Source organism: Herpetosiphonaceae bacterium (genome assembly GCA_036374795.1).
Lineage (GTDB): Bacteria > Chloroflexota > Chloroflexia > Chloroflexales > Kallotenuaceae > LB3-1.
Map to the genome: position 1 here is coordinate 17,552 of DASUTC010000342.1, position 23,832 is coordinate 41,383.

The window sequence follows — 23,832 nt, forward strand, 5'->3', positions numbered from 1 at the left end:
TTTTGGGTCTTCCGGCCTGTCCGCAGCAGGCCGTGACCATACATCGTACACAGCAATAAGGAGGTATGCATGTCCAACGTAGACATCATTCGCGCCTGGAAAGACGAGGAGTATCGCGCGAGCCTGAGCGAGACGGAGCGCGCGGCGCTGCCGGAGCATCCCGCCGGGCTGGTCGAGCTGACCGATGAAGAGCTGGATCTGGCGGCGGGCGGCGCGTGGACCGGCACCTGGTACACCTGCCCGGTCGAGTCCTAGCTCCACCAGCGGGAATCAATCGAGTAGCCCCGTTCGTCCGTGATTCGGCCTTGCTGCGGAAGGTCGAAGCCGGCAATCAACGACGCTTGTCAAGCCCTATGGAGCAACCCCATGTCGATCGAAAACATCATCCGCGCCTGGAAAGACGAGGAGTATCGCGCGAGCCTGAGCGAGACGGAGCGCGTGGCATTGCCGGAGCATCCCGCCGGGCTGGTCGAGCTCGCCGATGAGGATCTGGGTGTCGTCGCCGGTGGTAATCCCAACGATCTGGTCGTCTGCACCGTCATTTCGACCGATTGCTGCTAGGGCTTTTCCGTCGGATCGATCATCGTTGAAGTCATTGCATAGCACAACAAGGAGCAACCCCATGTCGATCGAAAACATCATCCGCGCCTGGAAAGACGAGGAGTATCGCGCGAGCCTGAGCGAGACGGAGCGCGCGGCGCTGCCGGAGCATCCCGCCGGGCTGGTCGAGCTGACCGATGAAGAGCTGGATCTGGCGGCGGGCGGCTGCGATACCCGCGACTGGCGGGCATGCTCGTCGTTCTGCCGAGTTGAAACCTGCACGGACGGCGCCTGCTAGCGTAAGCCGGGCTGTGCCACGTGTTTCTTCTGAATCACGCGCTGTACCGCGCGAGGGAGCAACCCCATGTCGATCGAAAACATCATCCGCGCCTGGAAAGACGAAGAGTATCGCGCGAGCCTGAGCGAGACGGAGCGCGCGGCGCTGCCGGAGCATCCCGCCGGGCTGGTCGAGCTGACCGACGAAGAGCTGGGCCTGGCAGCGGGCGGCTGCGATACCGAAGATTGGCGCGCGTGCTCATCATACTGCCGCAGGGAAACCTGTACGGACTATGTTTGCGCGTAAGGTCAGTTGATCGCCGCGACTGGCGCGCATGGTAGAGCACTGCCATGCGCGTCGATTATCACTTCACCTATCACTTCACCGGCATCGTCGAGGAGTCAACGTGAGTCAATCCTGGTTTCAAGATCCCGACTGGTATCACGCGCTGACGCTGGCCGAGCGCATCGCGGCGCGGCGCGCAGCACAGGCCAGCGCATCCGCCGAGGTCAAGGCCGAGCTTGCCGAGCGCCGCTTGCAGCGCTGGCGGTCGCAATCGCCGTTTGCCGACGAGACGCTTTTTGCGGAGCGATTGGCGCTGGATGGCATCGACGAGGACGATCTGCGCTGCTTGCTGGGCGAGCCGATCACCGCCGTGCGCGACCGCTGCGCCGATCCTCCGGCGTGGCTGCTTCAGCTTGCCCAGGCATACATGCCGGGCGCAGCCTCCGAGCCGGTCGAGCTTCCCGCAGCGCTACAAAGCCAGGACTCGGCCCGTTTTCTGATCGCGATCGAGCCGCTGATCCGCCAGGGCCGCCACCGGCTGCGCGCGGGGATTGCGGCGCTGGCAGCAGCCCATGCTGTCCTGCCGTTCGATCCTGGCGCGATCGAGGCCGCGCTCTACGCGCAGCTTCCGACGCAGCTTATCTCGATGATCAGCCGCACGCTGGTGCTGGAGCTGAACGTGGCCCGGCTGCAAGGCGGGCTGCGAGGTGATACGGCCAACGAGCGCTTTCAAAGCTTTCTTGAGCGTCTTCAGCAGCACGACAGCGTGCTGCCGCTGCTGCGCGAGTACGCGGTGCTGGCGCGTCAGCTCATCCTCCGGATCAACACCTGGGTCGCCGTCAACCTGGAATTTTTGGAGCGGCTCTGCGCCGACTGGTCCGCGATTCGCGCTACCTTCTGCTCGGATCGCGATCCGGGCACGCTGACGCAGATCGACGGCGGCGCTGGCGATCGGCATCGCGGCGGTCGCGCCGTGCTGATCGCGACCTTCGCGTCGGGCTTTGAGCTTGTGTACAAGCCGCGCTCGATGGCGGTCGATGTGCATTTTCAGGAGTTGCTGACATGGCTCAACCGGCGCGGGACGCATCCGCCGTTTCGCACGCTGCGGGTGCTCGACCGCCAGCGCTATGGCTGGGTCGAGTATGTCGCCGCCGCTGGCTGCTCCACCGTCGAAGAGATCCGCCGCTTTTACGAGCGCCAGGGCGCGTATCTGGCGCTGCTGTATGGCCTGGAAGCGACTGATTTTCACTTCGAGAATCTGATCGCCGCCGGTGAGCATCCCGTGCTGATCGATCTCGAGTCGTTGTTTCATCCGCGCTCCGGCGGCCTGGATCTGCGACAGTCCGATGAGCTGGCGGGCGATACGATGGCCCGATCGGTGCTGCGCGTCGGGCTGCTGCCGTACCGGCTGTGGGGCAACGACGAGGCGGAAGGCGTCGATCTGAGCGGGCTTGGATCTGCCGCCGGTCAGCTCTCGCCCTTCGCGATGCCCTACTGGGAGGGCGTCGGCACCGATGAGATGCGCCTGGCGCGCAAGCGCATGGCGATGCAGGGCGGCCATAATCGGCCCTCGTTGAACGGGGCGCATGTGGACCTGCTGGAGTACACCGATGCGATCGTCGCGGGATTTACGGCGATGTATCGCCTGCTGCTTCAGGAGCGCGCCGCGCTGCTGGCCGACGACGGCTCGCTGGCTCGCTTTGCGCACGACGAAATACGAATCATCATGCGTCCGACGCGCACCTACGCCCTGCTGCTGCGTGAAAGCTTCCACCCCGATCTGCTGCGCAGCGCGCTCGATCGTGACCGCCACTTCGATCGGCTGTGGGTGGGAGCGGACCAGCGACCGTATCTCACGCGGCTGATCGCCGCCGAGCGCGACGATCTGCTGCGCGGTGATATTCCGATGTTTACATCGCGTCCCGACTCGCGCGATGTCTGGAGCAGCGCCGACGAGTGCATCGCCGAGTTCTTCGACGAGCCGGGCCTGGCGCTGGTGCGTCGCCGCCTTCGGCAGATGAGCGAGGACGATCTGAAGCAGCAGCTCTGGTTCGTTCGCGCCTCGCTGGCAACGCTGGCAATCAACCTCGATCAAGATCAGCGCCCGCACTACCACCTGGCCGAGTCGCACCAGCCGGTCGAGCGCGATCGGCTGGTGGCGGCGGCGCGGGCGGTCGGCGATCGGCTGGACGCGCTGGCGCTGCGCGGCGACGATGATGCGAGCTGGATCGGCCTGACGATTGAGCGCAACAACCTCTGGACGCTGGTGCCGCTGAGCGTGGATCTGTACGGCGGCCTGCCCGGCGTCGCGCTCTTCCTGGGCTATCTGGGCGCGACCGTCGCGGAGCCGCGCTACACGGCATTGGCTCAGGCCGCGCTGACCTCGCTGCGCCGTCAGATCGAGCGCGATCGGTCGTCGATCACGCTGATCGGCGGCTTCAACGGCTGGGGCGGCATCATCTACACTCTGACCCACCTGGGCGTGCTGTGGTCGCAGCCGGAGCTGCTGGCTGAGGCGGAGGCGCTGGTCGCCGAGGTGGCGCGGTTGCTCGACGGCGATACGCACTTCGACATCATATCGGGCGCGGCTGGTGCGATTCCGGCGCTGCTCGGCCTGCACCGCTGCACCGGCTCCGAGCGGGCGCTGGCCGTGGCGGTGCAGTGCGGCGATCATCTGCTAGCCGCCGCGCAGCCGATGGAGCGGGGCATCGGCTGGCCTGTGCCGCAGATGGCCGCGCAGCCGATGGCAGGCTTCTCGCATGGCGCGGCGGGCATCGCGCTCGCGCTGCACGAGCTGGCGCTGTCAAGCGGCGCGGAGCGCTTTCGTGCGGCGGCACTCGACGCGCTGGCCTATGAGCGCAGCCTGTTCGTGCCTGAGCGCGGCAACTGGCCCGATATGCGCGTCAAGAAAGCGCCCGATCAAACCGAGGAGCCGGGCGCGCGGTTTATGCTGGCCTGGTGCCACGGCGCTCCCGGCATCGGGCTGTCGCGCCTGCACCTGCTGCCCCATCTTGACGATGCCGCGCTGCGCGGTGAGATCGAGGCGGCGCTGCACGCCACTCGTCAGCATGGCTTCGGCCTGAATCACTCGCTCTGCCACGGCGATCTCGGCAATCTTGAGCTGCTGCTCCATGCTGGCGAGAAGCTGGTCGATCCGCACTGGCAGGCCGAGACGCGGCGGCTCGCGTCGATGATCGTCGAAAGCATCGATGCCAACGGCTGGCTCTCCGGTATCCCGCTGGGCGTCGAGTCGCCGGGCCTGATGACCGGGCTGGCCGGGATCGGCTACGGGCTGCTGCGCCTGGCAGCGCCGGAGCGGGTGCCTGCGGTGCTGGTGCTCGCGCCGCCGTGCCCCAACCGTTTGATCCCGATTATTTTGTAAGGTTTAGCATCATGCCCTGAGCACGACACGCCGTACACCTACGGTCCAATCATAAAACCCTCCCACACAAAAGCCGAGGCCCCGCATGACGCGGGGCCTCCTGCTATCCGATGTTAGACGAGCTTATTTGTCCGGGCGCTGTGTGACGCGCAGCGCGTTGATGACGGCCTCGCCGTAGCCACGGCGGGTTGCCACGCGGATGTTGAGCTGCCCGTCGGTCACAGTCACCAGGAAGCTGTGATCGTCGGCGGCGTAGTTGCCCACCCGTCCGGTGATGTCATACGCCACCAGCGTGGGCTGCTCTTCGATCGTCACGTCGAAGATCCGCTTGTTGCCGTTGAGCGGCTTGATCTCGGCGAAGCGCAGCTCGACCTGATAGACGCCGTTGGGCACGTTGTCGAAGCGGTACTCGTTCGTGCCGCGCCGCGAGTTCTGGTAGAGCGCATCGTCCTCGGTGTTGGCGATGGCGCTGTTGGTGGTGTCGACGCCGCCGCTCTTATAGACGTGGCCCCAGCCGCCCGCGCTGTACAGCCGGTCGGCATCCCAGGCATCGCCTGAGCCGTCGGTGTAGCTGCCGCCGCCGCTGTTGACGCCCTGGCGGTAGGCCGGAACGATCAGCCGGACGGCGACCAGCAGCGAGGGCTGGCGACCGCTGTTGCTCGTGATCGTCAGCGTGCCGTTGTAGACGCCCGCTTGCAGATCGGCGGCGCTCAGCGTGACCGCGATCTTGCTGGACGCGCTCGGAGCGAGCGAGCCGCTGGTCGGGCTAGCCGACAGCCACGCGGCATCGGAGCTGATCGACCAGTTCAGATCGCGATCACCGGTGTTGGAGAGCGAGAGCAGCTTGGTGCGGCTCTGACCTGCCGGAATGATGACCTCAAGCTCCCTGGGGCTGACGCTGGCGCGGGCCGTGTGCAGCACGAGATCCTGCGTCACCAGCTCGTCCTCGCCAATCGTCACCGCCTGCGACTCGGTGGTGTAGTTGGTGGCCGATGCCTCGACGGTGTAACCGCCGACCGGCAGTTGCAGCCGATACCTGCCGTTGGCGTCGGTGGTTGTCTGCTTGACCGTCGCGCCGTTTTGCAGCGCGCGCACGGTCGCTCCGGCGATGCCCGCGCCGTCGTTGGAGTCGCTGATCGTGCCCTCAACGAGGCCGCGCGGTGGCAAGCGATACAGCACGGCCAGGCCGCTGCTGAGCGTGGCCTGGTTGAATGAGTACTGCAACGCGACTGTGCCGGTAGCATTCTCGATACCGACCGTCGCGGAGTTGCCCTGCTCGCGTCCGTCGCTCGCCAGGTTGCGATACTGCGTCAGGATGCGCCCGTTCTCGTGCAGAATAACCTCGAAGTCCATGCGGCGGGTCGTATCGCCGTACGGGCGAACGTTGCGCCACTCGATCACGAAGCGGCGGCTCGGCGACGTGCCTAGCGTCTCGGTGCGCACGCTGGACGAGGCATCCACGAAGAGGTCATCCCAGAACGGATAGATCGCGCCGTTGGGCGTGCTCGTGCTGGGGATTGCAACGTTCGACAGCGAGGAGTTGGCCGCCAGGAAGTTCAGGTAGCCGTTGGTGGCGACATACGCCGCGCTGTAGTCCTGGCCGTAGAAGTTGAAGGCGAACGGCAGATCGACCCGCAGGTTGGCGTCGTCGCCGGTCAGCGGCAGCACGTTGCTCGCCTCGATGTAGTTGAAGTTCTCGATGCGGCAGAAGTAGCCGAAGCTGTCCGAGCGCTGCGCCAGCGTGAAGTTGAGTGTCTTGGGACCGTCCACAATCACATGCTGGGATTGCGCGGTGGTGCAGCCGCCCGCCTCGGCGCGCACGTCGTACTCGCCTTCGGGCACGCTGGCAAAGCTATACGCGCCATTCGCGTCGGTGCGCGTTGCGGCGATCGGCGTGCCGACGATAGTCACTGTGGCATTGGCTACGGCCAGGCCAAAGGTGTCGCGGACGACGCCGGAGAGCGGCTGTGAGGGCGCTGGTGTCAGCGCGAAGTCCTGAACCGTCGCCGCGCCTTCGCTGATCGTGGCGTTTGCGCTGGCGCTCTGGTAGCCGAAGATGCTGGTCGATACGGTGTACGCGCCGACCGGCAGTTGCAGCGAGTACGCGCCCGTGGTGTCCGTCGTCGCGGTGCGGGTCGACGGGCCGACGGCCTGGATCGTCACGCCGCTGATCGGCGCGCCGGAGGTCGCGTTGGTGACGGTGCCCTGGAGCATGCCCACGGGGCCGCGCGGCGACTGATCGACCGCAGCCAAGGCGTTGAGCTTGCCCTCGCCCCAGACGTTGTTGTTGGCCGCCGTGCCGCCACACTGGAGGTCGGAGGTGTCGACCGCCGTCCGGTCGAGGATCGCGCGAGTCGCATCGACGTCGCCGACCAGCGCCGGAGCCGACGACCACATCAGCGCGACCGCGCCCGCGAGGTGCGGCGCGGCCATCGAGGTGCCGCTGATCGAGTTGTACGCGCCGTTGTTCCACGCCGAGCGCACGTTGACGCCCGGAGCCGCGATGTCGGGCTTGATGCCGCCCAGCGTTGCAGCGCCACGGCTGGAGAACGAGGCGATGTTGTTGTTGATGTCGAACGCGCCCACCGAGTAGCTTTCGGCGTAGTCGCCGGGCGAGCCGGAGGTTGCGCAGCTTGGGCCGCTGTTGCCGTTGGAGAAGGCCGGGAAGATGCCCGCCGCGACCCACGCCTGCACGGTTGCGCGATACCAGGTGTTGTTGCCGCCGCCGCCCCACGAGTTGTTGACGACATTGGGCCGCAGGTCGGCGCGCGGATTCTGGCCGCTCAGATCGGTCGGCGCTAAGATCCACTGGCCCGACGAGAGCAGCGAGGAGGTCGAGCACGAGCTGCTCTCGCAGCCTTTGGCGGCGATCCACTTCACACGCGGCGCGACGCCGATCTGGTTGGCGTTGCCGTCGTCGCCGGCGATGGTGCCCATGGTGTGGGTGCCGTGGCCGTTGTTGTCGCAGGGCGCGGTGCGTCCGTTGTTACAGGCGTTGGCCGGATCATGCCAGTTGTAGTTGTGGTTGAAGGTGCCGTCGGCCTGCCGACCGCGATACTGGTTCGTCAGCGCCGGGTGCGTGTGCAGCACGCCCGTGTCGATGTTGGCGACGACGATGCCCTCACCGCGCACGTTGAAATCGGTCCACACGCGGGAAGCGCCGATACGCTCGACGTTCCACTCGATCGCCTCGAGACGCGGCTCTTCCTTGCCGTCGATCGGATCGGGAACCGGAAGCTGCTCATCGGCCAGAATTTCCTGAACCTCAGGCTGTGCCGCCAGCTCTTTGATCGTGGCCTGATCCGCCGTCACCTTAATCGCGTTGGCGATCCAGAAGGACTGGAAATCCTTGTTGCGACCCCGCAGCAGGGAGCGGATGTTCCTTTGGCTCTTTTCGGCAGTTGCCTGGAGCCGCTCGACGACGAACGTGCCGCGATCTTTCCAGCTCTTGATATTCTTGGCAGGCTGGAGATCGGCCTGCTCGCGCAGCAATACCCAGAAGGTGGTTTCATTCTTGGCAGTAGCTTGTTGCAGCACCTTGGCATCGATCTTCGCCAGCGGTTTCGTCGGCTGGCTGGCGGATGCGATCAGCGGGAACAGGAACACGGCCATCATCATGAGCGTGCTCCAACGGAAGGTACGACTGGCGTACATGTGATTCCTCCTCGACCAGGCTGGATCTTAGCCTGGGCCTTGTACGTCGGTTCTCTGCGGTGTTGTGATTGAGGCTCCCCCGACCAGGATGCTGCCCGGAGCGCCATTCTTGCGTATGTCTGTGCCCCAAGAGTGCCGAATCTCCGGCGCACAGATAAGGGGTGGCAGATTGGCGTGCTGCGCAGTGCTTACGTAACACTGCCCGACAGCTACACGAACGGTACCATCAATCATGTGTCTCAAGCGCCATAAACGTTGCTGGCGCGCCGTCAGGCCAGCGCCTCCCCAACCATTCCCCTGCTGATGCAGAATCAGTGTTTCCCTACATACTCCGTGATTCTGCACTGGTGCAGATGCGTTAGACGAAAAGAGACAAAATCAATAGCGCGACGCGATCTACGACGATCTGTTGCGTACCGACAGCATATGCTCAATTCATGTTGAACAGGTTACTCGCGTGAAGTCTCAGTCAACAAGCTGTCTAGCGCACATCCCGGATGGGCAAGTTAGTAGGCTTATGAGAGGCGGGTTTGCTTACAGCTAGAAGGGACGAAACCTAACCGACCTCCTTTCCCATCGACTGGCCTTCATCATGATGCGGTTGATGGCATGGAACAAGAGTGCATCCTTTGAGCCCAACAATGAACTCAGGATGGGGACACGTTGATAGATCGTTAGGACCACTGCTGTAATTGATGTAGGAATCCTATGCGCACTAATTTTTTGGTTGTCACGATTGTGATCGTAGTACAGCTCAATCCTGGTGAGCGGTGAGGGTGAACGTTTTGTGAAATGTTACGAAGGCGAGTAGCTGTGCTAAGGAGCACGCTCTTAACAGTTCTTTATTGTTACGTAGTATAGCACGATTGTCAAGTCTTTTAAACCGTCAATTGCGACGAGATTTAGAACGTGTAGTTCACAATGCACTTTGTTCGGCACTGTAGCCAATGGAGCCAGCCGCCATCATAGGCTGCTGTGCAACCGAGTCGCAGCGGCTCATCGGGCGCGATCCATGGCTGCCGGGCAGCACAGCCGCAAAAGTAGGGATTTCCCTACCTTTACAAAATATATACGAACCGTTACGCTTATACCACCTGGATTAACAATTTTTAATACCTCATAGTACCTTTACCTTACATAAATATGATTGTTGTGATCGTGGCACAAAACCAGTTGATCACTAGCAGATTTGTCTGATGGCAATTCTATCTGGCAGTTGATCACGATCATGAAAGGCGCTAAGAGCAATGATAAAGATTCGCTCTTTGCTTTGGTGTTTCCTAATTAATCAAAATATCCTGTTTGATTGAAGCTGTGGATAGTACGAATACACAAGACGATCATCAAAAAGTATCAGCATGCCTGACGTTCGATCCGAACAGCTTGTTCCTAGCCAGTCGATAGTTGTACGAAAGGGAGGATTCGACACGCGCATCTCAGCTCCTCGCACGTTGCCCTGTATCGAGCATACGGACAGACCATTCGTAGCACTAACGGGAGAAATACTGTATGAAGGTTCAGCCGAACGTTGTTCGTCAAACACCACGCTGGGTTAATCTCGCATGGCTGCTGGTTCTCGGATTTGTCATCAGCATCAATTCGCCTGGTGTTGGCGCGTATCACTACGATAGCGGCACCACGCGGCTCCATAACAAGCAAATCCACTACGCCGCTACCGGCCACTCCTCGGTCGACGAGGATTTCTGCACCCAGGTTGCGGACGGCGACGGTGCGCTCTCCTCGTCCACGCTGCGCGCCCGTGTCGATGATGCGGTTCTGACTCAGCCCTCGCACTGGGACGGCGCCGGCGGCTGGAAGCTGGATATGTATCACACCACGTACGACTGTTACCATTCGTCGAACGGCGACCGTGGCTGGATCGAGTTCCAGTTCCGCACCTACAAGTACCAGACCAGCGGCAAGTGGTGCGGCGACGGCATTAGCTGCGTCTCGCACTACAACGAGGTTGCCAGCGGCAAAGGCCACAACGATTATCTGAACGAAGTGGGCTGGCTGGATCAGGATCATGTGACCGCGAGCCAGTACGCCTATCGCCAGCTGATCAGCCACGAGGCCGGGCACATGGTTGGCTTCCGCGATCCCAACTACCAGGGTCACTGCATGCAGTACGGCAGCATCATGCACATCCCATACTATGGCTGCGCCGATCCCGGCTCAGGCCCGACCAGCAGCGACTTGAGCACGCTGGCAAACGGCATCATGCCCTAATGTTGACCTCATCGTCGAGATGCTTGAGTAGCTGATAAAGGAGCACATATCCATGTTGGGACGAATACTTACACGCCAAACGATGCTGCATATCGCTGCTATGGTCGTCGTCGTGCTTGCAGGGGTTGGCTTTGCCTGGTCGGGATCGCGCGCCGAGGCGGCAGTGCTCACCGACTCGCCGCTGCTGGTCAGCAACCGCTCCAGCCTGCAAGTGTGCGCTCAGGTCGCGCCGGCCCTGCAAGGCAAGAGCAGCACGATCATGAACCGGCTGAACGAGCGCATGGAAACGCTGCGCGCCACGCATCCCAAGTGGAACGAGGTCTATGGCCTGTCTGTGGCATCGCCTCGGTTCAACAGCAATTGCACGGTCAAGATCCCGACCACGCTGCTCGATGAGGCCGATCCGTGGGCCGTGGGCAAAGGCTTCACCAACCATCCAAGCCAGTTCCGCGCCGTGGTGCTGGTGCTGGACGATAAAACCGCCGATGTCGTCCTGGGCAATCTCAACGTGAAGCATGCCGCCTACGAGATGATGCAGATCAGCGAGCACGAGGCCGTCGAGGTGACAAACGCGCTCGTGGTCCGCGAGAGCTACCTGGGAACGCAGGAGTTCGTCGATCAGTATATGTCGGTCGCCGTTAGCCTTGAGCCGGTCAAGCCCTACGAGCGACCGGAAGGCGCGACGACGTCGACGATCAAGCCCGCCGGTCACGACGCCAACAACTAGGCGACGAGAGCCCGAGCGACCAGCAGAAGGGCAGCCCTGCCCAGGGTTGCCCTTCTGGACCCTTACAGTGGTGAAAGCTGTGCTGCCGCGTGTACCAGGCAGCACGATCGATCGTGATCGTCACGATGACATAATAAGATGGCTTTTTAGATCGAGATCAGGCTACTGTAGATTGAATCGCTTCAAGAGATGCACATGGCCGTGTTCAGAGTAAAAGGCTTACTGCACCGTCAGGCAATTCATCCTTTTCTAACAGATCGTATAAGCCAGATCTTAGAAAGATATACGTCTTCTGGGTGTCCTTCGTCGTATGATCCAAACCCATGCTGCTCATCGGAATAGGGAGGTCAAACATGTCCGTTGATCGCGCAACCTTCTATGATCATGTGCCCGTAGAGCCAGATCAGCAAAACGCCTATGCCATGCAGTATCGCTCGCTCCACGGCGACAGGCTAACGCCCCGCGAGCGTGAGGTCATCCTGCTGGTGGGGCAGGGCATGACCGATCAAGAGGTTGCTACTCAGCTCTGCCTCAGCGTCCGCACGGTCCAGAACCATCTGCATCGCAGCTACAACAAGCTGCGCGTCAATAACCGCACGGCAGCCGTGCAGCTGGTGATGCGGAAACAGGCAGCGAAAGAGCGCGGCGAAGCGTGATCGTCACCAGTCGCGCTGATTAAGAGCATTCGGCCAGGGTGTTGTTCGGTGCGATTGCGTGCGGCGCTGACGTGCCTCCGCCGCACACAGCGAGATCGTGCGCCAGGAGGAGGCCGCAAGCCAGATCGCCTGTGACGAGCGCAAGCACAACTATCCATGCTTGCTTGCGTCGTCTGTGTGCGGCGTCGAGCGCGGAGCGATCTGGCTTATCGCTCTGGGAGCTGCGCCGAGTTTACGACGTACAGCAGGCCGTCGTTGGGCCGTAATCCCGCTCTGCGGTCGGCCTGACGCTGCTCGGCAGATACGTCGCCCGGCGCGGCCCAGACCAGGGTTTGTCCGTTGACGAACTCGGTGATCTGGCCTTTGCCGTCTTCCAGCGTCACCAGCCGTTGTTGCAGCCGATCCCAGACCTGGGCCTTTTTGTAGCCGATCCAGGTGACAAGCCGATCGTTCAGCGCGGGAAACTGGAAGGTTTCGTCCGTATCGTCGGTGTGCGCGATCACCTGCTGGCTCGTCTCCGCCAGATCGGTCAGGACGACCTGTTTGCCGGTGACGTTGATCCAGACGATCGTATCTCCGTGCAGGTTGAAGAAGAGCGGCGTGTCGATCTGCGTCAGGCTTTTTTTCTGTCCGCTTTCCAGATTTTGGACGACGACAATGCCCTTTTTGGCTCCCTCGACCTGCGAGCTTTCTTCGGCCTGGATCTCGACCCAGGCCACATGCGGCCAGGAGATCGTCGGCGTGAGGCCGCTGCTGCTCAGGGTTTGAACTGTGCCGTCGGCCAGATTTGCCGCTTTGACCGCGATACCGAATTGATCGACCGCGCCTGGGATGCCCTCGGCCCAGGTGACAATGCCGCGATCGAGCCGTGGTAGCACGTACGGCCCGTTGACGGGCTTGCCGCTCTGATCCAGCGGTGCCGCCGCCACCTGCTTTGTCTCGCCGGTCGCGCGATTGTAGGCATACAGGGTCCAATCGCTGAAGTTCGGCTGCTGGGCCGCCTCCGACCACACGATCCACTGCTGATCGGCGGCAGCGCCAACCGCCTGGGTAAACGGTGTCGGCAAATGACGGATCTCGGTGACTCTCCGGCTTGTCACCTCAAGCAGCACCAGCCGCCCCGGCTCGGTGCCAAAGCGGCGCGCAATAGCCGATCCGATCAGGTGTTGCCCATCGGGCGTTACGGTGATCGGCACGAATACCCTGTCATCGTCGAGCGCGACGGGCACCGTCTGCCGCTGAAGCTGGCTGCCCCATGCGCTTGCCAGATCGACGCCGTTGGCGGTACGGGCAGCCTCCGGCGCTGGCAGCAGCGTGGCTTGCGGCATGTGCTCTTGTGTGTCTGGATCGATCGACGGGGTGCCGGATGGCGCTGGCAGGTTTGCGGCTGGCCGCTCTGTGGTCCTGACGAATTGAGGCGGCGGCTCGGCGGGATTGGCGCAGCTTGTCAGCAAGAGCAGCCAGGTCAGCGCGAGGAGCTTAAGCGAGGAAATGCATCTCGCATTTCCTCGCTCGCCTGTGGTACTACGACGATCGCCTGGCGACCGATGGCCTACCATACATACCCGCGACCATCCAGGATCACCGCCAGCGTGTTGGTGCTGATGCCCGCGTAGCGCGGCACGCTGGTCCAGCCCAGGCTGCTCGCGCCGCTGGCCGGATCGGCGTAATAGGTGGTGTCGCCCCAGTTGGCATAGCCGTAGATCGCGATCCAGTGGAAGATGTCGGTATTGGTGGGGTGGCCGACGAGGTGCGGATTTTGCGAGCCTGCGACTTCCCAGGCGTTGCCGCCGACCGGCCAGTTGCGGTCGATGTCGTAGGTCATGTTGTCCTTGAACGTCGCCGCGTTCACCGTGGTGCCGACCGCCACGTAGTAGCCGTAGTAGGAGCCGGTGCGCCAGTAGTTGAGCGTTTCGGGATACGGGCGGCTGCTGCCTACCGACCAGGGCGTGTTGCCCCAGTAGTCGGTTTCGAGATACTTGCGTGTCGCCAGCATCGACTGGCTCAGGCTCTCGCCGTCGTAGCTGGTCCACTTGCCGAGCGCGCCCAGGATCGAGTAGGCCGAGGCAGGGCCGCAGTAGTACGAGTTGATCTGCGCGACCTGGGTCAGCGAGAGCGTGCGGCTGGAATAGCCCGCAGCCATCGTGCCGATGCCAGAACCGCCCGCGAGGGCAGCGCCCTGCTGGTGCGGATCTTCGCCGATCTCCGCCAGGAAGCGCCGGTAGTTCTGCTCGTGGACCTTGGCGTCGAGCTTGCCCTGCTTGACCTTGCGGTACTCAGTCGACAGCTCCTGTTTGCGCTCCAGAATCCGCTGCTGTTTCGCAGAGACAGGGTCGGCTTCGGGGATGATCTTCGAGCCGTCCGCGCTGACCTGGCCCGCATCGTTTCCGATGTAGGTTCCGACGTGATTGCCTTTGCCTTCGCCTGCAAACGTCGAGCTTGCCGGTGCTAGGGCCAGCCCGGCCAGTACGAACAGCCCTGCTAACATGCGCAATCGCCTGCCCATGACTTCCTCCGTTTGACGATCCTATTGAGCAGGTAGACGTTAATGCTTCTTTACCGGCTTGTCGTGAGTAAAAATACTCATCTTTGACGGCTCTCATGGCTACACCCGCTCAGGATCGATCGGCTGCGGTCGTGTGGTTGGAGCGCGAAGAAGAGCGATCCTTGAGGATGCCCTTCCTGACTGATTGCTCTGCTAGCTGGCAGATTGCCGCTACGGGTAGGCTGCGCTGAAATAGCGCCAGACCGTATCCGAAAGCGTCGTGGCATGGGCGTAGGCATCTTGCCAGCTTGGGCCGTAGCTGCCCAGGTACGAGATGACGTAGGCATAGCGCTGCCCGCCGCGCTCGAACACGACGATCCCGGCATCGTTCCAGGTGTTCTCCGGCTCGTAGAGCTGGCCGATCTTGTGGTAGAGCTGTGCATCGGCTGGCAGCGGGCCGCGCAAGGGCTGATCCATCCAGTCGGGCGCGATCGTCATGCTTTTGAGCACATACTCGGTGGCCCAGGGCGAGAGCGCCTCGCCTCGGTAGAGCTTGCTCAGGATCAGACTCAGATCGTCGGTTGTCAGGCGATTCTCGCTGGTGCCGTGGCTGTCGGCGTAGCCGTACTCTTCCCAGAAGTAGCCCGGCGGATGCGTCAAGATCGAGTTGGTCGCGCCCAGGCCCCACATGATCTCGTTGATGCGCCGAATGCCCGCGCCAATATCGCCGCCGCCGATGCGCTGAATCAGATCGCGCGCCGGTGGCGTATAGCTTGGCCCCATGGCCGCGCGGACCAGCCCGTCGACCTCGGCCTCGGTGTAGCGACCGGCCTCGATGTCCTGGGCGACGGCCATCATCATCACGATTTTGACGGTACAGGCCGCCAGTTGTGGCCGCGCTCCGTTGACGGCGATCGTTTGGCCTGTCTGGAGATCGGTGACGCTGACGGCGTGCTCGCCCGCCCACTCCGCGATCAGCGTCTCCAGCGTGCCGCGCAGCTCATCGAATGCGGGGCTGGCCGCTGGCGGCGGTGTTGGCTGCGCTGTCGGCTGGACCGTCGGATCGGGTTGCGCCGTGGGTGTGCTCGTGGGCACAACAAGCGGCAGCGGCGTGTCGCTGGTGATCAGGCGCGGGCTGACCGGCTGCTCGTCGAGCGGCTGGCCGACCGCCTGGTCTGCGCCGTCGGCTCGGCGGTAGAGCTGCCAGCGGCCCGGATTGTCCGCCTGCGGCGCGAAGAAATAGCGCGCGGGTCCGTTCCAGCCGACCGGCAGCGCGCCGTCTGGGAGCTGCTCTGCTGCGGCGGTGTCATCCGTCGCGCTGGCTGTGGCGCTCGTGTCCTGGCCTGAGATCGCGCGACGCTCGCCGCCATCCAATGGCTGCGCCCACGCTCCAACGTTGCTCCACTCCGCGCCGGTGCCGAAGGTCGCTGCGCTGCCATAGGATAGCTCGCGTCCATCGGGCGAGAGCGACGGCTGGAACTCAAGAGCGGGCGTGTTCGTCAGCCGTCGTGCGCCGCTGCCGTCGACGGCGACCGCGTACAGATCGAGCTGGCCCTCGTGCGCCGATACCACCACAATCGTCTGGCCGTCGGGCGTCCAGGCCAGCGTTTGAAAGCGCTCGTCGGTCAGGACCATTTGCAGATCGGGCTGCGCATCACCGAAGCCTGTCGGCACCAGATCGAGCAGCTTGCGAGGCTGCATGCCGTTGACGGCAACGGTCCAGAGCGCCGCCCGCTCGATCTGAGTCGCCGCGCCGCTCGTCTGCCAGCGCCCGGTGATAACCGCGATGGTGTTGCCGTCGGGCGCGGCGCTCCACGGGAGGCGCTGCTGCGGCTGTGTCGGGTCGGCTAGGATGATGCGGCTGCCGGTGGCGGTATCGATCGCCTCGACGCTGCCGGTGCCGAGCGCCTGGTAGATCACCGTTGCCTGAGCCGCAGCGCTGGCGGTTGGAGTCGGCAGTACAGCGGTCGCGGTCGCGGTCGGCGTGGCCGTGGCCGTGGCTGTGGTGGTTGGCAATGGCGATGACACGGGCGTTTCCAGCGCGTCGGAGGTGGGCTGTACACCAGCGCCGCCGGAGCCGCACGCCGAAAGCAGCAGCAGTATCATCACCAGGAGCAGGGAGCGTCTCATGCTGGTCTATCCTCACTCAGGCACATCGCGTGCGCCGTCAAACGCTGCGATCAACTCTCTTGAAGTTAATGCAGTTGGCTTGCAAGCGCAATGAGAGACGGCTTGTAGAGCGCTGAGCAGACGATCAGAGGAGGATACAGCGCGGGTGATGCTTACGGAAGGCGCAGGCGTGCGGCAGCCGCCCGGTGATCGCCGGACGGCTGCGTACGTTAGCTGGCGAACTCGGCGAGCAGCGCGGCGACATGCTTGATGCCGAGGATAAAATCGTCGAGCCGGATGTTTTCGTCGGGGGCGTGCGTGCGCGAGCCCAGGTAGCCCACACCAGCGCCGCCGATCGCGGGGACGCCATAGCGCTGGCAGAGCTGCTCCATCGGGCCGGTCGCGGCCATGCGCGGCTGAACCCGTGGCTCGATGCCGTACACCTGTCGCGCCGAGCGGATCAGCGCATCCATCAGCGGCGTCTCGACCGGGCTTTGCGCCGGACGCTCGGTGCCTTCCAGCTCCACAACCTCCACATCGTCAAAGCCTTGCTCGTGGAGGTGCTGCCGCAGTTGCCCCAGAATCACCTGCGGGTCCTGATGCGGCACCAGCCGAAAATCGAGCTTCGCGCCCGCCGTCGCCGGGAGCACCGTCTTGGTGCCGGGGCCGCTGTAGCCGCTCCACAGACCACAGATGTTGCAGGTCGGCTCGAAGAGCAGCCGCTCGGTCTGCGCAGCCGCGTCGGCGTCGGGGCCAAGCACACGCTCGACGCCCCAGAGCTGCCGCAAGGACTCGACATCGACCGGAAAGACGCGCATCAGCTCACGCTCGCGCTCGGTCGGCGGCTGCACGGCGTCGTAAAAGCCGGGGATGTGTACGCGGCCAGCGGGATCGCGCAGGCTGTTGAGCGCCTGGACCAGACGCCAGGCCGCGTTGGGCGCGAGCGGCGCGGTGCTGGAGTGCAGATCGAAGGCGACGCCGCGCACCCGCAGCTCGACGTAGAGCATGCCTTTGAGCCCGGCGTACAGCGAGAGCGTGCGATCTTCATCGCAATACCCCGCCTCCCAGAGGCAGGCGTCGGCGCTGATCAGATCTTGATTCGCGGCGGCAAACGAGCCAAGATGCGGGCTGCCGATCTCTTCTTCGCCCTCGAAGAGAAAGGTGACGGCGCAGGGCAGCCTGCCGTACACGGCCAGCCAGGCGCGCGCCGCCCAGAGTCGCGCCACGAGGTTGCCCTTGTTGTCGGCGACGCCACGGGCATAGAGCTTGCCGTCGCGGATCTCGGCGGCGAACGGCTGGACGCTCCACGCATCGAGCGGCTCCGGGGGCTGAACATCGTAGTGGTTGTAGATCGCCAGATGCCGGGGCGTCTCGCCCTGGATGCGCCCGACGATCACGGGAAAGCCTGCGGTGGCGATCGACTGGGTTTCAGCGCCGAGATCGCGCAGCGCGTCCTGCACCATCTGTGCCATCTCGGCCATGCCCCAGCTCTGCGCGGCCACGCTCGGCTGGCGGCAAAAACGCTGCAAATCAGCGATTGCGGCATCGCGCTGCGTGTCGATCCATTGGAATACGGCCTCAAGCGATGTGCGCGGTTCAGTCATAGCGCTCCCTCTGCTAACAACAGCTTATCATCCAAAGAGGACATCTAAGAATGTCCCAAGATCGTCGCGGCCTTCAAGGACTTCCAGATTGTAGACCTCAGTGTAGCCGCAGTTGGTGCATGAGGCAAAAGCGTACCGGTAAGGCTGAATCTCGAAGAGTCGCGAAAATCCGGCCCCCGACATCGACAGCCGCTCGACATGCGCGCCCTTCTGGTGGCAGCGGGCGCAGACAAACTCCTGTCCCAGGAGATCCTCGACGTAGGCCATGTGTATTCTCCTTTGCTGGTGTGTTTGTGATACGCAGCCAATCTTTGCCGCGTTACACCAGCGCGCCGCACGCGAGGATCGCCGCTATAATAGCACGCAGCCCGCGCTCGAAGCGCATGTTGCCTGCGCGGACGATCTCTTGTGCTGAAAGGTGGACACGATCGACGCGCGACCTGAGGCCGAGCCAGTGGCTAACCAGCGCCGCTCGACGGTGCGCTGGTCGCTGGCGGCTGCCGGTCCTGCATTCGTCGCGGCGCTCACGCTCTACGCCGCGACCGCAGCGCCCACGATCACGGCGCGCTATGGCGGCGCTGACGGCGGCGAGCTAGCAGCGGTTGCGCTCAGCGGCGGTGTCGCGCATCCTCCGGGCTATCCCTCGTATCTCTTGCTGGCGCGCGCGGCGCTGCTGCTGCCGTGGGGCGAGCCAGCCCGACGCCTCGCGCTGCTCTCGGCGCTGTGCGGCGCGCTGGCGGTCGCCTGCACCGCGCTGCTGGTCGCGCTACGACCCTCAGTATCTTCCGCTCGTACGTTACGGTCGCGCTCGATCGCCGGGCTGTACGCCGGGCTGACGCTCATGCTGTCTGCGCGGCTGTGGTCGCAGGCGATCATCGTCGAGGTGTACGCGCTGCATCTGCTCTGGCTGACGCTCTGCGCGCTGCTGTTTTGTGGATGGCTCGGCACCGGACGCGCGGCGCTGCTCGCGGTGGCGGCGGGCGGTTTTGGCCTGGGCTTGGGCACGCATCTCACGCTGGGCGCGCTGCTCCCGGCGGCGATCGTGGCCTGGACCGTCGCTCCCCGTCGCGACCTGATCAGGCCAGGGCTGGCGCTGGCGGCTGTGGCGGCGCTGCTGGCGAGCCTGGCGCTGTATGGCTGCCTGCCGCTGTGGGCGGCGCGTGAGGCGCTGCCAAGCTGGGGCGATCCGCGCAGCCCGTGGGGCTGGTGGCAGCATATCAGCGCGGCGGAGTATCGCTATCTGGTCGGCGCGGCTCCGTGGTCGCAGCGCCTGGCGCGGCTGGGACACGCAGCACGCGATCTCCTGGCTCAGCCGGGTCCGATCGCGCTTGCCCTGGCGATCGGCTGGGGGCTGCCGCGCGGCTGGCACAGCGACCGACCGCTGCTTGCGCTGAGCGGGATCGTCGCGCTGAGCAGCCTGCTGTTTGCGATCGGCTACGGCGGCGCGGATAGCTCGGTCTATCTGCTGCCGTGGACCTGGGCCTGGTGTGTGTGGGCCGGGCTGGGCGCTGGCGCGCTCTGGACGCAGCTCGGCGGCAGCGCTCGGCGGTGGCTGCTCCGCTCTGTGCTCGGCGCGCTGCTGGCAGGAGGTCTGGTGTGGTCGCTGGCGGTGCAGTACCGCAGCCTGGATCTGCACGCCGATACCAGCGAGCGCGAGCGCGTGGTGGCGCGGCTGATGGCACTAGAGCCGGACGCGATTGTGCTCACCAGCGCCGACGCGGATACGTTCGGCGGGTGGTACCTCCAGCGCGCGCTCGGTGTGCGGCGCGATGTGCTGGTGGTCGATACGCGGCTGCTGCGCTGGTCCTGGTATCGCGCGCAACTGGCGCGGCAGCTCGGCGCTACGGATGACGGCGCGATCTGCCGGACGTTGCAGAGCAGCGCCCGCCCGCGCTACCGGCTAGATGCCGAGAGCGGATCGGTGGAGTCGGAAGCGGAGATCGAGGAGACGGTGTGCGCGGGGGAGTGAGGGCGGAGCGGTGGGTCATGGAACGCTCCTCAATCATTGACCTGTCTCTACGCTGCTCGTTTTGTGTTCGACCGACGATACAGCTCTGTGGTATTGTTGATTCAATAGCATGGTGAAATGAGGTAGCTATGGTCAAGCAGTTCAAAGTGATTGTCGAAAAGCATCCCGATACGTATGTCGCCTATCCTCTCGGCCTCAAAGGTGTGATCATTGGTGAAGGCGACACCTATGAATCGGCACTGGCAGATGTTCGCTCGGCGATTCAATTTCATATCGAAACCTTCGGCGAGGAAGCTCTTGAAGGTGAGCCAGTGCTTGAAGCGTTTGTTGCTGAGGCGGGAGTCGTCGTGTGAGCCAGAAGTTCCCGGTTGATGCACCGATTGAGAGAGTTATCAAAGCCCTGGAACTGCTAGGATTTCGATTGGTGCGAAGCGGTAATCATATTGCAATGGTTCGAGATAACTCTGATGGGACGCGCACGCCGCTGACCATGCCTAATCATCCTAGGCTCAAAGCTCGACACTACGGACAATTTTGACTCAATCCGGCATCAGCACAGAGGATTTTCTCAGGGCATATACCCAGGTGTAGCCCGCACCGCCGTATAACATATCACTGCATCCGGTAGCTGCAATTGTGGCGAAAATCCGTGCAGTTTTCGTTGTTTATCTCAGATTCGGGATGGATAGCAGCAGCTAGAATTACTACTCACCGCTCACCGCCCGTCGTCGGCAGGCTGTGGAGCGCCTGGGCAAGCGCCGCCCGATGCTCTGGCTGCAATGGATGCTGGCCGTGCTCGATCGCGGCCAGGATGCGGCTCGGAATGCCGGTGCGCTGCGATAGGTTGACATACGTTATGCCATGATCACGACGCAGTGCGCGAATCGTGGCGGGAGAGACGCCAGCCAGCAGCGCTCTGCGAACACGAATCCAGCGCACGAGCACCAGGGTGACAGCGAGCGCGCTCAGGCCGATGCCCACCCACAGCACCCACGGCGCGAAGGTGTTGAGCGGCGCGGCGGGATGCTGCGCCAGGTAGGGCATGATCAAAAAAAGCATGATATTCGTCAGGCCGTGGGCCAGCGTCACGCCCAGGATCGAGCCGCTCCAATGCACGATGTACGCAAAGACGATCCCGACGGCGAAGACAAAGAGCACATCCGAGAGCGACAGGTAGCCGATGTGCAGCACCGCAAACAGCAGCGCGACATAGGCAAACGCGGCGCGGCCAAGCGCGGGCAGCGCCAGAGCTTGCAGCAGGCCGCGAAAGATAATCTCCTCGGTAAAGCCGGTGAAGATCAGCAGGCTGAGCGACGGCAGCAGCAGCGTGTGCCAGGAGAGGCTACTCACCATCGGCCTGGGCTGAAGGATCAGATACTCGATCACGCCCAGGACGATGCCGATGCTTGCCAGCAGCAGCTCGTTGACCGGATTGCCGGAGCACAGGCCCAGCGAACGACGCGGCATGCCAAGCTGCCGCACGATCAGCCACAGCGCGATCAGCAGCGGGATCGACACCAGCGGATACCAGGCCATCTGCGGAAAGCTCAGCAGCGGCAGCGAGAGCGACAGCAGCCGGATCAGCGGCGCGAGCGTCAGGCCCAGCGCAAGCTTTCCCGCGCTGGTGCGCTGGCCGAGCGCGCCGTGGAGCGTGAAGCCAACCAGCAGCAGCGCGTGCATCAGCAGCCCAAGCTGCGGGCTCGCCAGCGACGTGATCAGCTCGGCCACGGTGATCAGCAGCAGATAGACCCAGAGCAGGCGGGCCGAGGCGAGCGGGAAGTGGCGGAGGATCAGTGCGATCATCGGAGCGGCTCCTGGGCATCGATCCACAGGTGCAGCTGGCGGTAGGGCACTGACTCGTTCGCGCGGAAGAGCAGAATGTCGATGCGCTGGTCGTCGCCAGCCTGAGCGGGCAGGTAGCGCAGCGGATGCTCCCAGATTGCCCCGGCGGCGACCTCAATCTCATCGATCCGGGCAAGCTGCTGCGTGCCGGAGCGCGCCTCGACACGATAGGTGACGGATCTGCCTTCGTGGTTGTGGATGCCGAGCGGCACCTGCATCTCTGCGCCGACGATTGCCGCGTGGGGATAATCCTGGGCCAGGCCCTCAGGCCCCAGCATATAAAATTCGGTCGTGGGCCTGGATGCCGTCAGCGCGGGCAGGCCAACCACCACCCACAGCAGCAGCGCTGCTCCGGCCAGAGCGCTTCCGGCGTAGCTCAGCCGTCGGTGGGGACTCAGCTCATGCCACCAGCCCTGCACCGCGATCGGCGGAGTCGGCTGCATGGCGGCCTGCGAGCGGAGCAAGAGGCTGCGACGAATGGCGGCGATCAGGCTCCACGCGCCGATCCAGGCTGCCAGCGCGATCGTCATCGGCCAGAGGCGAATGCCCCAGGGCAGCAGATCGAGCGCGAGCGCCAGCAGCGGCAGCGCGGCGATGCTCAGCCCGACGCTCAGCGACAGCCGGGTCACGCTATCCAGGTCGTGGTGGCGGGCAAAGAGCGCGGCGCTGAGCGCGTAGCCGGGAGCGAACAGCACCAGCACCAGGCCCAGCGGCACGCGCAGCAGCGGCAGGGGCAGCACAACCAGCAGCGGCAGCAGCAGCGCGCAGCTCATCAGCGCGATCAGATCATAGAAGATCCATGTGCTCACGGGTTGGCGCATAGGCTCGGATACGGGCGTGGCGACGGTCTGTTTCATAATCATGACCCGATACTCTGCCGATCGGCGGGGACGGCCTCAGGCATTGTACCATCCAGCGCCCGTCCCAGCACGTGCTGATAGACCTCGAAGACCTCGCGCGCGGCTCGCTGCCAGGTGAACTGTCGCGCCCGGCTGAGGCCGCGCTGGCGCAGATCAGCTCGTAGCGCTGCATCGGTGAGAGCGCGCTGGATCGCCGTGGCGAGCGCGTCGACCGCGTACGGATCGACGGTCAGGGCGGCATCGCCGACGACCTCCGGCAGCGACGAGGCGTTAGAGGTGACGACGGGTGTGCCGCAGGCCAGCGCTTCGAGCGGCGGCAGGCCAAAGCCTTCGTAGAGCGAGGGAAAGACAAAGACCTCGGCGGCGCTGTACAGCGCGGGCAGATCGGCGTCTGCCAGGTAGCCGGTGAACTGCACATGCTCATGCAGCGCCAGCCGCTCAAAGGTCGCGTCGATCGCGCCAGTCTGCCACTGACGCTTGCCGCCGATCACCAGCTTCAGGGCGGCATGACGCTCGCGCACGCGCGCGAATGCCTCGAGCAGCCGCGCAATATTTTTGCGGGCGTTGATCCCGCCGACGTAGAGCAGATAGGGCGGCTGGATGCCATAGCGCGCCAGCACCGCGCGGCGCTCGTGATCGTCGCCGACCGGCTGGAAGCGTGGGTCGAGGCCGCAGTGGATCAGGCGCAGGTTGGCGTCGGGGATCGCCAGGTAGCGCTTGAGATCCTGGCGCGAGTGGTCGCTGTCGGTCAGAACCATGTCGGCGCGGCGGGCGGCTCGTGTCAGCATCGCATGGTAGCGCCAGTTGTCGAGCCGGTTGTGCGTCTCAGGATAGACAAAGGCGAAGGCGTCATGGATTGTGACGACGCGCCTGGCACCCGCGCGCGGCCCGAAGAAGGGCGCGATCCCGTTCGGGTCGTGCAGCAGATCGAGCCGGTAGCGTCGCGCCGCATCGGACAGCGCGGCGTTGCCGAGCGTCATCAGCGCGGGCAGCAGGCGGCAGCCGGGCACATGGTGCCGCTCGAAGCGCGACCAGAGATCGTGCCGATCTTCGCGCTCGGTCGTCAGCATCACGATGTCGGGCGCGCCTGGCAGCGCGGCCAGCGCGCGCAGCAGCTCTACGGCGTAGCGTCCGATGCCGGTCGGAGCGCGATCCAGCCCATATGTCAGATAGCCAATCCGCATTTCAAGTTTCAAGTTTCAAGTTTCGAGTT

General features: G+C 64.0%; 19 protein-coding genes. 10 read left to right on the plus strand and 9 right to left on the minus strand.

The window, feature by feature from the left end; genetic code table 11:
• The first annotated feature begins 69 nt into the window (after positions 1-69).
• The 5 genes from VFZ66_26345 (at position 70) to VFZ66_26365 (ending at position 4,484) form a co-directional block, all read left to right on the plus strand.
• Complete coding sequence (locus VFZ66_26345; GenBank protein ID HEX6292732.1) at positions 70-255, plus strand: mersacidin/lichenicidin family type 2 lantibiotic; 186 nt, start codon at positions 70-72, stop codon at positions 253-255.
• 111 nt (positions 256-366) lie between these two features.
• Positions 367-561 (plus strand): mersacidin/lichenicidin family type 2 lantibiotic, encoded by a 195-nt coding sequence (locus VFZ66_26350; GenBank protein HEX6292733.1) that lies wholly within the window; start codon positions 367-369, stop codon positions 559-561.
• A gap of 61 nt (positions 562-622) precedes the next feature.
• Positions 623-838 carry a mersacidin/lichenicidin family type 2 lantibiotic gene (locus VFZ66_26355; protein HEX6292734.1) on the plus strand — a complete coding sequence of 72 codons (216 nt, stop codon included), beginning with the start codon at positions 623-625 and terminating at the stop codon, positions 836-838.
• Positions 839-904: 66 nt separating this feature from the next.
• Positions 905-1,123 carry a mersacidin/lichenicidin family type 2 lantibiotic gene (locus VFZ66_26360; GenBank protein HEX6292735.1) on the plus strand — a complete coding sequence of 73 codons (219 nt, stop codon included), beginning with the start codon at positions 905-907 and terminating at the stop codon, positions 1,121-1,123.
• Between the two features lie 100 nt (positions 1,124-1,223).
• Positions 1,224-4,484: a type 2 lanthipeptide synthetase LanM family protein gene (locus tag VFZ66_26365; GenBank protein ID HEX6292736.1), complete on the plus strand. Its 3,261-nt coding sequence runs from the start codon at positions 1,224-1,226 to the stop codon at positions 4,482-4,484.
• A gap of 123 nt (positions 4,485-4,607) precedes the next feature.
• Here VFZ66_26365 and VFZ66_26370 read toward each other — a convergent pair whose 3' ends face one another.
• A complete protein-coding gene (locus VFZ66_26370) occupies positions 4,608-8,138 on the minus strand; it encodes a carboxypeptidase regulatory-like domain-containing protein (GenBank protein ID HEX6292737.1) in 3,531 nt (1,176 codons plus the stop codon).
• A 1,509-nt stretch (positions 8,139-9,647) separates the two neighbouring features.
• Here VFZ66_26370 and VFZ66_26375 point away from each other — a divergent pair.
• From VFZ66_26375 to VFZ66_26385, 3 genes are all read left to right on the plus strand, one after another.
• Positions 9,648-10,367, plus strand: a complete 720-nt coding sequence (locus VFZ66_26375) for a hypothetical protein (GenBank protein ID HEX6292738.1) — start codon at positions 9,648-9,650, stop codon at positions 10,365-10,367.
• Positions 10,368-10,419: 52 nt separating this feature from the next.
• Positions 10,420-11,094 carry a hypothetical protein gene (locus tag VFZ66_26380; GenBank protein ID HEX6292739.1) on the plus strand — a complete coding sequence of 225 codons (675 nt, stop codon included), beginning with the start codon at positions 10,420-10,422 and terminating at the stop codon, positions 11,092-11,094.
• A gap of 353 nt (positions 11,095-11,447) precedes the next feature.
• Positions 11,448-11,750 (plus strand): LuxR C-terminal-related transcriptional regulator, encoded by a 303-nt coding sequence (locus tag VFZ66_26385; protein HEX6292740.1) that lies wholly within the window; start codon positions 11,448-11,450, stop codon positions 11,748-11,750.
• Positions 11,751-11,956: 206 nt separating this feature from the next.
• On the opposite strand, the gene VFZ66_26390 is transcribed toward VFZ66_26385, so the two are convergent.
• From VFZ66_26390 to VFZ66_26410, 5 genes are all read right to left on the minus strand, one after another.
• Positions 11,957-13,078: a hypothetical protein gene (locus tag VFZ66_26390; protein ID HEX6292741.1), complete on the minus strand. Its 1,122-nt coding sequence runs from the start codon at positions 13,076-13,078 to the stop codon at positions 11,957-11,959.
• 224 nt (positions 13,079-13,302) lie between these two features.
• Positions 13,303-14,256: a C39 family peptidase gene (locus tag VFZ66_26395; GenBank protein HEX6292742.1), complete on the minus strand. Its 954-nt coding sequence runs from the start codon at positions 14,254-14,256 to the stop codon at positions 13,303-13,305.
• 210 nt (positions 14,257-14,466) lie between these two features.
• Positions 14,467-16,365 (minus strand): serine hydrolase, encoded by a 1,899-nt coding sequence (locus VFZ66_26400; GenBank protein HEX6292743.1) that lies wholly within the window; start codon positions 16,363-16,365, stop codon positions 14,467-14,469.
• Positions 16,366-16,574: 209 nt separating this feature from the next.
• Positions 16,575-17,948 carry a M20/M25/M40 family metallo-hydrolase gene (locus VFZ66_26405; protein ID HEX6292744.1) on the minus strand — a complete coding sequence of 458 codons (1,374 nt, stop codon included), beginning with the start codon at positions 17,946-17,948 and terminating at the stop codon, positions 16,575-16,577.
• 27 nt (positions 17,949-17,975) lie between these two features.
• Positions 17,976-18,215: a zinc ribbon domain-containing protein gene (locus VFZ66_26410; protein ID HEX6292745.1), complete on the minus strand. Its 240-nt coding sequence runs from the start codon at positions 18,213-18,215 to the stop codon at positions 17,976-17,978.
• Positions 18,216-18,366: 151 nt separating this feature from the next.
• Between VFZ66_26410 and VFZ66_26415 the strand changes: the two genes are divergently transcribed.
• On the plus strand, positions 18,367-19,917 hold the full coding sequence (locus VFZ66_26415) for a DUF2723 domain-containing protein (GenBank protein ID HEX6292746.1): 1,551 nt from the start codon (positions 18,367-18,369) through the stop codon (positions 19,915-19,917).
• A gap of 128 nt (positions 19,918-20,045) precedes the next feature.
• The gene (locus tag VFZ66_26420; GenBank protein ID HEX6292747.1) at positions 20,046-20,270 is read left to right on the plus strand and encodes a hypothetical protein; all 225 of its coding nucleotides are present in this window, start codon (positions 20,046-20,048) and stop codon (positions 20,268-20,270) included.
• A gap of 355 nt (positions 20,271-20,625) precedes the next feature.
• On the opposite strand, the gene VFZ66_26425 is transcribed toward VFZ66_26420, so the two are convergent.
• The 3 genes from VFZ66_26425 to VFZ66_26435 are packed head-to-tail and all read right to left on the minus strand — an operon-like array spanning position 20,626 to position 23,803.
• A complete protein-coding gene (locus tag VFZ66_26425; protein HEX6292748.1) occupies positions 20,626-21,720 on the minus strand; it encodes a CPBP family glutamic-type intramembrane protease in 1,095 nt (364 codons plus the stop codon).
• The gene (locus VFZ66_26430; GenBank protein ID HEX6292749.1) at positions 21,717-22,622 is read right to left on the minus strand and encodes a DUF1616 domain-containing protein; all 906 of its coding nucleotides are present in this window, start codon (positions 22,620-22,622) and stop codon (positions 21,717-21,719) included. The genes VFZ66_26425 and VFZ66_26430 overlap by 4 nt, the downstream gene beginning before the upstream one ends.
• The gene (locus VFZ66_26435; protein HEX6292750.1) at positions 22,619-23,803 is read right to left on the minus strand and encodes a glycosyltransferase family 1 protein; all 1,185 of its coding nucleotides are present in this window, start codon (positions 23,801-23,803) and stop codon (positions 22,619-22,621) included. The genes VFZ66_26430 and VFZ66_26435 overlap by 4 nt, the downstream gene beginning before the upstream one ends.
• Between the last annotated feature and the right edge of the window lie 29 nt (positions 23,804-23,832).